The sequence below is a fragment of the Mycobacterium sp. genome (assembly GCF_050701515.1).
Lineage (GTDB): Bacteria > Actinomycetota > Actinomycetes > Mycobacteriales > Mycobacteriaceae > Mycobacterium.
The window spans coordinates 1-12,921 of record NZ_JBOGDB010000184.1 but is presented as its reverse complement, the minus strand read 5'-3'; the positions used below and the strand labels follow the sequence as shown (position 1 = coordinate 12,921).

Here is a 12,921-nt window from a genome sequence, read left to right as displayed (position 1 = left end):
ACATCGCCTCGACCGGCCGGTCCCGCAGCGGGTTCGGGTCGCCGTCGGCCGGCGCCGGCGCCCAGTGTTCGACGACGCCGCACGGGTCGCTGGCGACGGCCGAGCCGTCGATGATGTCCTTGAGCTCGCAGAGGAACGCCGACGGGCCACGCGGCTTGGATTCCGAGGCGCCCCAGTGATGGCCGGAGAGCAGCAGCGTGTTCTCGGCGCGGGTGAGCGCCACGTACAGCAGGCGGCGTTCCTCGTCGACGCGGCGCGCCTCGAGGCTGCGCTTGTGGTCGGATATTTTGTCCGACAACCGTTTCCGGTCATTCACGTCGGAGGTGTCGAGCACCGGAACCCCGTAGGGCCCTGCGGTGGCGCGATCCCCGCGCAGCAAGGGCGGCAGATCGGCCGCGTCGGTGAGCCATGTCCGCGTTGAGGCCGTGGACGGGAACACCCGCCCGCTCAGGTGCGGCACCGCCACCACCTGCCACTCCAGCCCCTTGGCGGCGTGCACGGTGAGGATCTGCACCCGGTCACGGGCGACGGCCACTTCGGCGGGAGCCAGCCCGTTCTCCACCTCCGCCGCGGCGTCCAGGAAGGCCAGCAGACCGGACACCGACGCCCCCGGCCGCGCGGCGTAGTCGGCCACCACGTCGGCGAAGGCGTCCAGGTGTTCGGTACCGACCCAGCCCGCCGACAGCGGTCGCGCCGCCCGGACCTCGGTGTCGACGCCGAGCAGCCGCCGCACTTCGGCAACCAATTCCGGCAGCGGGTGTGTGAGATGCGCGCGCAATCCGGTCAGCTCGCGGGCCAATGCGACGATCCGCCGGTGGCCCTCCGCCGAGTACCCGCCCGCGGGGCCGGGATCGCAGATCGCGTCGGCCAGGCACGCGGCGTCTGCATCGGGCGCGGCCAGCGCCACGATGTCGTCGGCCGATGCGCGCTTCATCCCCGCAGATGCGTCGTCGAGAGCGACGGCGCGGCGCCACAACGCGGCGATGTCGCGGCCGCCCAGCCGCCACCGAGGGGCGGTAAGCGTCCGCATCGCAGCCGCTCCTGCCGTCGGATCGGCGACCAGGCGGAGCATCGCCACCACGTCGGCGACCTCGGTGACGACGAGCAGCCCCGCCAACCCGACGACCTCGACCGGGACCCCGCGTGCGGTGAGGGCGTCGGCCATCGGCGCGGCGTCGAGGTTGCGCCGCACCAACACCGCCGCCGTCAGCGGCACCGATCCGCGGGACTCGTGGTAGCGCCGCGCCAAATGGTCTGCCACCCAATCCCGTTCGGCCGCCACGTCGGACAACAGCGCACACCGGATCGTCCCGGGCTCGGCGCCGGGACGTGGGCGTAGCGGCTTCACCGCAACCGACCGCCGCCGCGCCTCACTAGACACCGCGTTAGCCAAGTACAGCGCCCGGGGTGGATTGCGCCAGCTGGTGCGCAGCTCCAACGTCGGCGCCGGAGTGCCGTCCGATCGCGGAAAGTCGGTGGTGAACCGCGGCAGGTTGGTCGCCGACGCGCCGCGCCAGCCGTAGATCGACTGAATCGGGTCACCGACGGCGGTCAACGCCAGCCCGTCGTCCACACCGCCGCCGAACAGCGAGGACAACGCAACCCGCTGGGCGTGGCCGGTGTCCTGGTATTCATCGAGCAGCACCACCCGATATCGCCTCCGCAGCTGGGCGCCGACCTGCGGGAAGCTGGACGCCAGCCGGGCGGCCGAGGCCATCTGCATGCCGAAATCCATCACCTTCTCGGCCCGCATGCGCGCGTGCAGCGCGTCGATCAACGGCACCAGCTCGCTCCGCTCGGTCTGGGTGGCCAGCATCCGGAGCAGCCATTGGCTGGGGCCGCGATCGCGCTGATACCGGCCGGCTGGCAGCGTGTGCACCAGCCGTTCCAGCTCGACATGGGTGTCTGTCAGCTGGCCGGTTTCGACGAGGTGCTCGGCCAGCTGGCCGGTCAGCCGCAGCACCATGGTGGTGATTGCTGCCGGCGTCTTGTCGGTGTTCAGCTCGCCCGGATGTTCGGTGACGACGCGAAACGCCAACTGCCACAGTTCGGTTTCGCTCAGCAGCCGGGCGTCGGGCTCCACCGGGAGCAGCAGGCCGTGCTCGCGCAGCAGCGCTCCGGCGAACGCATGATAGGTGCCCACTGTGGCCGGATCGTCCGCCGCGTCCAAGTCGCCGGGTACCAGGCCGGCGCCCGCCAACCGGGCCAGCCGGGTGCGGACCCGGCGCAGCAGCTGTCCCGCCGCCTTGCGGGTGAACGTCAGCCCGAGCACCTCGCCCGGCTGGGCGTAGCCGTTGGCGACCAGCCACACCACCCGGGCGGCCATCGTCTCGGTTTTGCCCGCCCCGGCACCGGCGATCACCACCAGCGGACCGGGCGGCGCGGCGATCACAGCGGCCTGCTCGTCGGTGGGAGCGAACAGGCCCAGGGCGGAAGCCAGTTCGGCGGGACCGTAGCGCGGTGTCATGACCGCCCCGTTCCGCCGATCGCGGCCTGGGCCGGGCAGCTCTGCCGCACCGGGCAGTGCGCGCAGCCGTCGTTGATGCGGGCGAGAAACTGCGGCCCCTGGGTCGCCGCCGCCGCCCGCTGTAGCACGCCCTGCCAGTCGCGGCGGGCGTCCGGCGTCAGCGCGTCCTGCTCGCGCTCCACCGCACCGGCCGCGCCGGTCCTGCCCAGATACACCAGCCGGCCACCGCCGGGCGTATTTCCCTGGGGTACCAGCCCTTCGGCGATCGCCAACTGATACATCGCAAGCTGGGCGTGGCGTTGCGCGTCGTCCTTGCTGACCGGGCTCTTGCCGGTCTTGACGTCCACCACAACCAGGCGGCCGGCACCGTCGCGCTCGAGCCGGTCGAGGCGACCGCGCACCCGGACCCCGGCGTCGTTCCACTCGACCAAGCCGTCGACGTCGACCTCCGTGCCGACCTCGGTCAGCTGGTGGCGGGTTTGGGCGCGCCACTTTGCGAACGCCGACAACATCGCGCGGTGCCGCGCCAGCTCGTTGGCGGCGTACCAGCCCGAATCGAAAGGCAATTTCTCCCATACCCTTTCGAGCTCGGCCAGCATCTGCTCCTCGTTCTTGGTCTGGTCGGCAACCAGGGCGTGCACCAGTGAACCGATCGCCGACCGCACATCGCGGCCGTCGGTGCCGCCGTGCCGCTCGAGCAGCCAGCGCAGCGGGCAGTCGGCCAGCGTCTGCAGCGTCGACGGCGACAGCGTCACCACGTGGTCATCGCCCGACCAAATCGGCTCGTCGGTGCTCGGCGGGGTCATGCCATACCACTGTGCGGGGTCGGCGCCCGGAATCCCGGCTGCGGCCAGCCGTGCCAATTGCGCTGCGGCACAGGCACGTGCCGCGTCTTCGATCACCCCGTCCGGCGCACACACCACCGCACGCAGCCGGCCGACCAGTGGGGCCGGGGCCAGCACCCGCGGCGCGTGGACCGGCCCGGCGGTTTCGGAGTCGGTCTCGGTCGAGGTCGCAGCGAGTTCGTCGTAAAACGGCGACGGCAACATGGAATCGTCGCCGCAATCGCTGTCGACCGCCGTCACCAGCAGCCGGCTGCGGGCGCGACCCATGGCGGCGATCAGCAGCCTGCGTTCTTCGGCGAGCAGCGGCGCCCGACTGGAGACGCCCGGGGCGGTGACACCGTCGAGGACGTCGACGAGATGCTGGGTGCCGAGCACACCGCCGCGCGGAATCGTGTTGGGCCACAGCCCTTCCTGCAATCCGGCGATGACGACCATGTCCCATTCCCGGCCCAATGCCGCGTGTGCGCTCAGCACGGCTACGCCGTCGGGCGCCTGCGGCGAGTCACCGGCCGACGCGGGCGGACCCAAGTTGGTGACGTGCTCGACGAGACCGCGCAACGACGCCCCCGCGGTACGTGACACGTACTGCTCGGTGACGTCGAACAGCGCGGTTACGGCGTCGAGATCGCGATCGGCCAGCGCGCCGAGGGTGCCGCCCCGCTCACTGGCCGCCAGCCAGCGCCGCTGCAGGCCGGACCGGTGCCAGGCCTGCCACAGGGTGTACCGCGGATCGCCCCCAGCGGCATCGCTGTGCCGCGCGGCCGCCAACACCGCGCGTACCCGCCGCAACGGGCCGGCCAGTCCACCGGACACCCGGACGGTCTCGGTGTCGAGCGCGTCGACAAGCAGCTCACCGAAGTCGCGCCGGCTACCGTCGGCGCGGCGCAGTGCCCGGCGCAGCTGACGCAGTGACACCGGATCGACCCGGCCGATCGGCCCGGTCAGCAAGGCCAGCGCGCGATCGCCGTCCAGACCGCCGGCCACCGCGGCCAGCACCGCCAGCATCGCCCGCACCGCCGGCTGCTCGGCCAGCGGTGCGCCGGACGCCGGCAACACCACCGGGACACCGGCGGCGGTCAGGGTCCGCGACAGCGCCGCACCGGTCTGCCGCACCGAGCGCACGATCACCGCCATTTGGGACCACGGCACCCCGTGGACCAGGTGTGCGCGCCGTAGCGCGTCGGCGATCAGCGCCGACTCGGCGTGCGGCGTCGCGGCGAGTTGCGCCACGACCGCACCGGGCTCACCGGTGCCCAGCAGTTCGCGGGCGAGCCCGACGCCGGGCAGCCGACGCGCGATTGCGGTGATGGCACGCGCGACCACCGGTGCGCAGCGGTGCGATTGGGAAAGTGTGATCACCGGATCGTCTCCGCGTAACAATGCGGGATCGGCACCGCGGTAGGAGAACACCGCCTGGTCCGGGTCGCCGGCGATAACGGTCAGCTCTGCGCCTGCCGCCAGTACCCGCACCAGCCGGGCGGCCTGCGGGTCGAGGTGCTGGGCGTCGTCGACCAGCAGCAGCTTGATGCGGCCGCGCTCGCCGGCCAGCAGGTCGTTGTCCACCGCGAACGCCTCCAACGCGGCGCCGACGAGTTCGGCTGCGCCCAGTGCGGGCACGGTGGCCTGCGGTGCGGCCATCCCGACCGCTGACCGCAGCAGCATAATCTGTTCGTACTGCTGAGCGAATTGGCCCGCGGCCAGCCACTCCGGGCGGCCGGAAAGCCGGCCGATGCGTTGCAGCGCAACCGGGTCGACGCCGCGCTCGGTGCAGCGGGCCAACAGGTCGCGCAGCTCGGTGGCGAACCCGGCGGTGCCCAGCGCGGGCCGTAGCTGGCGCGGCCAGGCCACGGCGGCGCGGTCGCCGTCCTCGAGGTCGCCGGCCAGCAGTTCACGGATGATGCCGTCCTGCTCGGCGGTGGTGATCAGCCGCGGCGGCGGGTCGCCGTTGCGCTGCGCGGCCAGCCTCAGCACGCCGAACGCGTACGAGTGCACGGTGCGCACCAGCGGCTCGCGGGCGACCGCGCGACTACCGGATTGGAGCAAGGCGGCGGTGATCGCGGCACGCGCCTCGCCCCCGAGCCGCGCGGAACCCGTCAGCAGCAGAACGGATTCCGGATCCGCTCCGGCGGCGATGCGTGCCGCGGCGGCCTCGATCAGCGCGGTGGTCTTGCCGGTGCCCGGCCCGCCCACCACCCGCACCACACCGCGAATACCGGGTTCGGTCAACGCGGTCGGCGCAATGGCGGTCTGCGGTGCGGACATACCGGCATGACACCACGGGGGTCCGACAAGTCAGAACATCCGCTACTGGCAGCATCTACGCCGTGACCAGCGACGCCCAAATCCTCAACGTGCACCGCTACGGGTCCGCCCAGCCGACGCAGGTACTGGCGATCCACGGCCTCACCGGGCACGGCCAGCGGTGGCAGACGCTGGCGGCGCGGCATCTGCCCGACATCTCGGTGGCCGCACCCGACCTGCTCGGCCACGGCCGGTCGTCCTGGGCCGCGCCGTGGACCGTGGAAGCCAACGTCGCCGCGCTGGCCCAACTGCTGGCCGCCGACGCCGAGCGCCCGGTGCTGGTGGTCGGGCATTCGTTCGGCGGTGCGATCGCACTGAAACTTGCTGCGACGCGACCGGATCTGGTCTCGTCGCTGGTGCTTCTCGATCCGGCCGTCGGCCTGGACGGCGCGTGGATGGCGAACATCGCCGACGACATGCTGGCCTCCCCGTACTACCTCGACCGAGACGAGGCACGCAACGAGAAGGCATCGGGCTCCTGGGGCGATGTGGATCCTGCCGTGCTGGACGCCGAACTCGACGAGCATCTGGTCGAGTTACCCGACGGCCGCTACGGGTGGCGGATCAGCATTCCGGCGATGATGTCGTACTGGAGCGAAGTGGCACGCGACTTCGTGTTGCCGCACAAGGGAATACGGACGACATTGGTCCGCGCCACCCGCACCGACCCGCCGTATGTCAGTGACGCACTGATCGCGGCGCTGAGCGAACGGCTGGGGCCACGGTTTTCTCTGGTGGATTTCGACTGCGGTCACATGGTGGCCCAGGCGCAGCCGGCCGATACCGCAGCGGTGATCCGCGAGCGGCTCCGGCAGACCTAGCCATGGCAGCGGTCACCGACGAGCAGGTCGAGACGGTACGGGCTCTCGTTGCGTCGATCCCGTCCGGTCGGGTGTCGACCTACGGCGACATCGCAGCCGCGGCAGGGCTTTCCAGCCCGCGCATCGTCGGCTGGATCATGCGGACGGACTCGTCGGACCTGCCGTGGCACCGGGTGATCACCGCGTCGGGCCGGCCCGCGCCGCAGCTGGCCAGCCGTCAGCTGGAGCTGTTGCGCGCCGAAGGAGTACTCGCCCTCGACGGACGGGTGCCGTTGCCCGAGGTGCGGTACCACTTCGAATAGTCGGTGGGCGGTTTATAGACGCCGATTTCTGCACCAGGGTCGTTGAACACGCGAACGCACGACCCTCCCGCAGAAGTCGCGGTGGATGTGGAGCTACAGCACCAGCCGCACCAGCGCAGCGGTGCGGGCCAGGCCGGGAAACGCCGCGGCGGTAGACCGCGGGTGCAGCGCGTGTACCGCAAGCCGAAATATCAATGCGCGCAACAGCATCTGCGGCCATTCCGGCAGCGGAGCCCACCGCTCGATGAGCCCATCGTCGGCGTCGCCCCAGGACAGCGCGTCGACCACCACCACACCGGCCGCCCAGGACGCCGGTCGCCAATACGGTGTGATGTCGGTGATTCCCGGTGCAGCGGTGCCTGCGAAAAGCACTGTGCCGTAAAGATCGCCGTGCACCAGCTGGTTGGGGTTCTTCGTCGGCCTGCGAAGTCCGGCGAGCTGATTGATCAGGTCGATCGAGCGCTGCCCGTCCGCCGAGCCGGGTGACACCCGCGCCCCGGGCGGCAGCGAGTGCAGCGGCCGCTCCTCCCACGCCGCCCGGTCGGCGGCGATGAAGACATCGACGTCGGCCCACGGGGCGACGGGCGGCTGTGTCAGGAACCGGGGCCGTTCGAGTTTGGCGGTCGCCTCGTGCAGCCGCACCGCGGCCGAGACCACCTCGTCGTGGCGGGGTTCGGGGGTACCGGCGACGAACGTGTCGGCCCGCCAGCCCGCCACCACGTAGCGCCCGTCGGTGGACCGCACCGGTCGGCCCAGCCGGACGCCGTCGACGAAAAGGGTTTCCCGTACCTTCGCCGACCATGCGGCTCGGGCGTGGTCGGCAACCATCGAGAGCACGACTTCACCGCACCGCCAGCCGCCCTCCCAGCCGGACCCGAGCTGCACCGGACGCAGGCCACTCACGCCGAACGCCGCCAGCACGTGCTCCGGCGGCCGTTCGGTAATCACAGCGTCAGGCTACCGTCGTCGCAGGCCAGAAAGGCTTCGCTGACCAGCTGTGTCGGGACCTCAGTACATGACCATGTCGGGCTCGAGTTGCTTGGCCCACGCCACGATTCCGCCCTGGATATGCATCGCGTCGGAGAAACCGGCGTTCTTCACGATGGCCAACACCTCGGCGGAGCGCACCCCCGTTTTGCAGTACAGCACCGGGGTGCGGTCGACCTGCAGCTTGGCCAGCGCCTCACCCGATTCGAAGGCGGATTTCGGGATCAGCTCGGCGCCCTCGATGCGGTTGATGTCCCACTCGACGGGTTCGCGGACGTCGATCAATGCCAACTTCCTGTCTGAATCGAGCAGTTCGCGCAGTTCGCGAGGGGTGATGCTGGAATCGGCCGCGGCCTCGGCGGCCGCCTCGGACGCCACGCCGCAGAACTCCTCGTAGTCGATCAGTTCGGTGATCTTCGGTGTCGACGGATCCTTGCGGATCTTGATCGTGCGGTAGGTCATGTCGAGTGCGTCATAGACCATCAGACGGCCCAGCAACGGCTCACCGATGCCGGTGATCAGCTTGATGGCCTCGGTGCCCATCACCGACGCGATCGACGCGCACAGGATTCCCAGCACACCGCCCTCGGCACAGGACGGCACCATCCCGGGTGGTGGCGGCTCGGGGTAGAGGTCGCGGTAGTTCAGACCGATGCCGCCCGGGGCGTCCTCCCAGAACACCGACACCTGACCCTCGAACCGGTAGATCGAGCCCCAGACGTAGGGCTTGCCGGCCAGCACCGCGGCGTCGTTGACCAGGTAACGGGTGGCGAAGTTGTCGGTCCCGTCCAGGATCAGGTCGTATTGCTTGAACAGGTTGACGGCGTTGTGCGGTTCCAGCCGAACCTCGTGCAGCCGCACCTGAACCAGCGGGTTGATCTCCCGGATGGAATCCCGCGCGCTTGCGGCCTTGGACCGGCCGATGTCGGATTGCCCGTGAATGATCTGGCGCTGCAGATTGGATTCGTCGACGACGTCGAACTCGACGATCCCGATGGTGCCCACGCCGGCCGCGGCGAGGTAGAGCAGGGTCGGCGAGCCGAGCCCACCGGCACCGATCACCAGCACCCGAGCGTTCTTGAGTCGTTTCTGACCGTCAACGCCCAGGTCGGGAATGATCAGGTGGCGGCTGTAACGCGCGACCTCCTCGTGCGTCAGCTCGGCCGCCGGCTCTACCAGCGGCGGCAACGGTGTCGACACCGATACCCTCCTCGATTCGAAGTCAGGGTTACTAACCATCACAGCAGTTACCCAGATCAACGGCAATCACCACCGAGAGCTTCCCGGCTGCTATGGGATCGGATACGGCCAGGGGTTGGCGTTGCAGGCCTTTCCGTCCGGCTTCACCCACTCCGGGTCGAAGCGCGCCGCGTCGTTGTCGTTGGTGGAAAACGTCTGCTGCATCATCACCGGCGCCAGGTCGCCGTTCTCGGTGCAGGGCTCGTGCCGCTGGTAGCCGATGGCGTGGCCCACCTCGTGATTTATCAGGTATTGCCGGTAGGACCCGACATCGCCCTGGAACGGCACCGCGCCGCGCACCCAGCGGGCCTCGTTGAGGATCACCCGGGGCTGTTGGTCGGGCCCGTAGACCGGGTTGTAGCAGGAGGTCTCGATGGGAATCTCGTAGCCGCAGCCCTCCCGCGAGGTCATCGGGGTGCTCAGCGATATCCGGAAGTCGGGCTGGCCGGCAGAAGTACCGTCCACGCGGGTGAACCCGAACTGGGGATTGTGGGTCCAGCTCTTCGGATTGGCCAGCGTCTGGCTGACCATCCGCGCGAAGCCCGCATCACCGCCGAACGACGTGGTGTCGATGCCGTCCTCGACCTCGACGGTGTAGCTGAACACCTTCGCGGTGCCCTCGCCGACCTGGGGTTCGGTGCCCGGAACGATGTGCCAGGTCTTCGCGCCGGTCTGGGTATACGGCCCGCCGTCCGGCAGGATGCCGGTCGGCAGATTGGCTTCGAACTGGGTCAGGCCCTTCGGCGGCGCGCCGATGATCGACGTGCTGGCGACGCCGATGCTCGGCGGTCCCTGCACCGGCCCCTCCTGCTCGGTGGGCCCGGGCGCACTGGTTCCGGTGACGGTCTGATACACCACCAGGACGGTCAGGGCGACCAGCACCGGTAGCGCATAGGCGCGCCAGCCGTAGGTCGAGACGAAACGGCCCAACCAGGTCTGCTTGCGCCATCGGCGCCGACCGGCCCGATTCGACCTGACCCGTCCGTGATCCACCGCCAGCGGATCGCGCGCAGCGCGCAGCGGCTCGCGCCACTCATCGCGCAGCACGGGTACCCGACCCCTGCTGAATCCCGGGTCGTCCCCCTGCCCCCCGCCGCCACGCGTACGGTGCTCCGGGTGGTAGCTCACCGAAACAGGATGGCACAGACCGCGGAGCTTGGGTTTCCGGCGCGCCACCGCCCTGCCGCGACGCCGTCCTGCCGCATACCCCCAGCAACTGGTAGTAGTGTCATTGCGAACGAATCCAGATTGAGGAAGTGATGAGCGAGCTCGCCAACGCGACCGAAGCGACGGGCGCGAAACCGGCCAACGGCGACAGTCTGTCCGCCGCGAACCGGCGCGGCAGTCGGCTGCCCCGCGATGAGCGCCGCGGACAGTTACTCATCGCTGCCAGCGAGGTTTTCGTCGACCGCGGTTATCACGCCGCGGGCATGGACGAGATCGCCGATCGAGCTGGTGTCAGCAAACCAGTTCTGTACCAACACTTTTCGTCGAAGCTTGAGCTGTACCTGGCGGTGCTGGCCAGGCATGTCGACAATCTGGTCTCCGGTGTGCGCCAGGCGCTGCGCACCACCACCGACAACCGGCAGCGGCTGCGCGCCGCCGTCCAGGCGTTCTTCGATTTCATCGAGCACGACGGCCAGGGCTACCGGCTGATCTTCGAGAACGACTACGTCACCGAGCCGCAGGTGGCGGCGCAGGTGAAGGTCGCCACCGAATCCTGTACCGACGCGGTATTCGACCTGATCAGCCGCGACTCCGGGCTGGAAGCCCACCGGGCGCGGATGATCGCGGTCGGACTGGTGGCCATCAGCGTCGACTCCGCGCGCTATTGGCTGAACAACGAACGGCCGATCTCGAAGGATGACGCCGTGGAAGGCACCGTGCAGTTCGCCTGGGGCGGGCTGTCCCACGTGCCGCTCACCCGGTCTTAGCCGGCTCCGCTCCGACGCCGAAGCCCACCCGCCGCACGTCGGCGGCACCGATCTCGACATACGCGATCTTCGCGGACTGCACCAGGAACCGCCGGCCCTTCTCGTCGGTCAACGCCAGCACGCCCGCGTCCTTGGTCAACGCCTCGGTGACCAGCTTTTCCACCTCGCTGGGTGTCTGCGCGCTGTTGAAATTGAGCTCGCGCGGGCTGTCCGTGACACCGATCTTGACCTCCACGCTGGACCCTTTCCCTTCGTATGCGTTACCCCAGCAGGCTAGTGCACACCGAACCGAGTCCGGACCGTGACCAACACGCCCGATCGTTGACCTCAGCCGTCACTTCTACACCTATAGCATCAGGGCCGGCATTAACCGCACTGACTGGGAAAAGCGTATGAACAGGCCTTCTTCGCCGTGGCTGACCGAACCGATCGCCAACCGGCACGACCGCTCTGTGGAAGCTGACGACGAGTACGCCGAGCTCGAGGACTTCGGGGACTTCGATGACTACGGCGACTACGACGGCTACACCGGCTACCAGGACGAGCCGGACGACCGGCGCTGGCTCTGGGTAGCCGGCGTCGCGGGCGCGATCCTGTTCGCCGCGGTGGTCGGCACCGTCATGATCCTCAGCGGCGGTGATAGCGGAACCACGTCGGCGACCGTCTCGCCGTCCACCGGCAGAGCGGCGGTGCCGACACCGAGCGCACCACCCTCGCCGAGCGCCACCCGATCGCCGGCACCCGCCACGCCGACGCTGCCGCCGGAGACCGTCACCACCGTGTCGCCCACCGCCGCGCCCAGCCCGACGCCGACCGAGACCGCGCCGCCCCCGGTGGATCCGCGCACGGTCACCTATCGGATCACCGGGAACCGCCAGCTGCTGGACTTGGTGACGATCATCTACACCGACGCCCAGGGTGCGCTGCAGACCGATGTCAATGTCGCGCTGCCGTGGGCGAAAACGGTGGTGCTGAATCCGGGTGTCGAGCTCAGCTCGGTCACCGCAACCAGCGTGGCCGGTCAGCTCAACTGCTCGATCACCGACGCTTCGGGCGACACCCTCGCCGCGCAGAACACCAACTCGCTCATCGCGACCTGCACCCGCTGAGCCGTCAGGCCAGCCCCAACTCCTGCATGCGGGTGCTGTGGGTGCGCTGAAGCCGGTCGAAGAAATCGGTCAGCTGGCCCAGCCCCTCGCCGCCCGCCACCACCAGGTCGACCAGCTCGTCGTGGTCGGCCAGCACGAACTGCGCCTGGGTGATGGCCTCACCCAGCAACCGCCGCGACCAGAGCGCCAGCCGGTGACGCTGCTTCTGGCTGGCGGTCACCGCAGCGCGGACCTCGGCCACGACGAACTGCGAGTGGCCCGTTTCGGCCAGCACCGCGCGCACCACGCCGGCGACTTCATCGGGCAGCACATCGGCGATCTCCAGATAGAAATCGGCGGCCAGCGCGTCACCGATGTAGGTCTTCACCAGCGCCTCCAGCCAGGTGCTGGGGGTGGTGAGCCGGTGGTAATTCTCCAGCGCCGGAGCATATTTCGTGATCGCCGAGACGACGTCGATGCCCCTGCGCTCCAACGCATCGCACAGCATTTCGTAATGGCTCATCTCGGCGGCCGCCATGCTGGCCATGTTGATCCGGCCGAGCAGATTGGGTGCCATCCGCGCCTCTTCGGTGAGCCGGTAGAAGGCGGCAACCTCGCCGTAGGCCAGCAGCGCGAACAATTCGTTGACGCCGGGATGGTCGGCCGACACGCCTGACGTCACCGAGGTGTCGATGCGCTCGGAGGATGCCGCAGGCTGCGTCGAACTCATGGGATCTCCTTCGGTTGGAAATCCCGGGCTTCGGTCCGGGGAGGAAGCCGATGCCCGGTGTGTGGCTGTCGTGCCACGTGGGGTGTGTCGGTCGTGGCGGTTAGTTTGCGGATATGTCGCGGTTTCGATTGTTGCCCGTCGCTGAGCAGGAGGAGGCTTTGTTGGCGCATTGCCGGGACGCGCGGTATGTGTGGAATCTGGCGGTGG

12 protein-coding genes are annotated in these 12,921 nt (G+C 69.5%); 5 read left to right on the top strand and 7 right to left on the bottom strand.

Annotated features, from left to right (window positions below; all coding sequences use genetic code 11):
- Positions 1 to 2,467 (bottom strand): ATP-dependent helicase (locus ACRDU5_RS15365; RefSeq protein WP_526615466.1); only part of this gene is annotated, 2,467 nt, incomplete at its 3' end.
- Positions 2,464 to 5,574 (bottom strand): ATP-dependent helicase, encoded by a 3,111-nt coding sequence (locus ACRDU5_RS15360; protein WP_526615465.1) that lies wholly within the window; start codon positions 5,572 to 5,574, stop codon positions 2,464 to 2,466. The genes ACRDU5_RS15360 and ACRDU5_RS15365, both read right to left, overlap by 4 nt.
- Before the next feature lie 62 nt (positions 5,575 to 5,636).
- Here ACRDU5_RS15360 and ACRDU5_RS15355 point away from each other — a divergent pair, with 62 nt between their 5' ends.
- Complete coding sequence (locus ACRDU5_RS15355) at positions 5,637 to 6,434, top strand: alpha/beta fold hydrolase (RefSeq protein WP_526615464.1); 798 nt, start codon at positions 5,637 to 5,639, stop codon at positions 6,432 to 6,434.
- Between the two features lie 2 nt (positions 6,435 to 6,436).
- Positions 6,437 to 6,736: an MGMT family protein gene (locus ACRDU5_RS15350; protein WP_526615463.1), complete on the top strand. Its 300-nt coding sequence runs from the start codon at positions 6,437 to 6,439 to the stop codon at positions 6,734 to 6,736.
- 93 nt (positions 6,737 to 6,829) lie between these two features.
- Here the strand turns inward: ACRDU5_RS15350 and ACRDU5_RS15345 are convergent, their stop codons facing one another.
- The 3 genes from ACRDU5_RS15345 to ACRDU5_RS15335 all read right to left on the bottom strand — a co-directional run bounded on the left by ACRDU5_RS15345 (position 6,830) and on the right by ACRDU5_RS15335 (position 10,090).
- Positions 6,830 to 7,684 (bottom strand): TIGR02569 family protein, encoded by an 855-nt coding sequence (locus ACRDU5_RS15345; RefSeq protein ID WP_526615462.1) that lies wholly within the window; start codon positions 7,682 to 7,684, stop codon positions 6,830 to 6,832.
- A 60-nt stretch (positions 7,685 to 7,744) separates the two neighbouring features.
- Positions 7,745 to 8,923, bottom strand: coding sequence for an adenylyltransferase/sulfurtransferase MoeZ (gene moeZ / locus ACRDU5_RS15340; RefSeq protein WP_526615461.1), 1,179 nt, complete (start codon positions 8,921 to 8,923; stop codon positions 7,745 to 7,747).
- Between the two features lie 90 nt (positions 8,924 to 9,013).
- Positions 9,014 to 10,090 (bottom strand): DUF3152 domain-containing protein, encoded by a 1,077-nt coding sequence (locus ACRDU5_RS15335; protein WP_526615460.1) that lies wholly within the window; start codon positions 10,088 to 10,090, stop codon positions 9,014 to 9,016.
- A 131-nt stretch (positions 10,091 to 10,221) separates the two neighbouring features.
- Between ACRDU5_RS15335 and fasR the strand changes: the two genes are divergently transcribed.
- Positions 10,222 to 10,896, top strand: a complete 675-nt coding sequence (gene fasR, locus ACRDU5_RS15330; protein WP_526615459.1) for an HTH-type transcriptional activator FasR — start codon at positions 10,222 to 10,224, stop codon at positions 10,894 to 10,896.
- Here the strand turns inward: fasR and ACRDU5_RS15325 are convergent.
- Positions 10,883 to 11,131: a DUF3107 family protein gene (locus ACRDU5_RS15325; RefSeq protein ID WP_526615458.1), complete on the bottom strand. Its 249-nt coding sequence runs from the start codon at positions 11,129 to 11,131 to the stop codon at positions 10,883 to 10,885. The genes fasR and ACRDU5_RS15325 overlap by 14 nt on opposite strands.
- A 157-nt stretch (positions 11,132 to 11,288) precedes the next feature.
- Between ACRDU5_RS15325 and ACRDU5_RS15320 the strand changes: the two genes are divergently transcribed.
- Positions 11,289 to 12,005 carry an MmpS family transport accessory protein gene (locus ACRDU5_RS15320; protein ID WP_526615457.1) on the top strand — a complete coding sequence of 239 codons (717 nt, stop codon included), beginning with the start codon at positions 11,289 to 11,291 and terminating at the stop codon, positions 12,003 to 12,005.
- A gap of 4 nt (positions 12,006 to 12,009) precedes the next feature.
- Here ACRDU5_RS15320 and ACRDU5_RS15315 read toward each other — a convergent pair whose 3' ends face one another.
- Complete coding sequence (locus ACRDU5_RS15315) at positions 12,010 to 12,714, bottom strand: ferritin-like fold-containing protein (protein WP_526615456.1); 705 nt, start codon at positions 12,712 to 12,714, stop codon at positions 12,010 to 12,012.
- 113 nt (positions 12,715 to 12,827) lie between these two features.
- Between ACRDU5_RS15315 and ACRDU5_RS15310 the strand changes: the two genes are divergently transcribed.
- On the top strand, positions 12,828 to 12,921 hold a 94-nt coding region (locus ACRDU5_RS15310; protein WP_526615468.1), incomplete at its 3' end, for a helix-turn-helix domain-containing protein.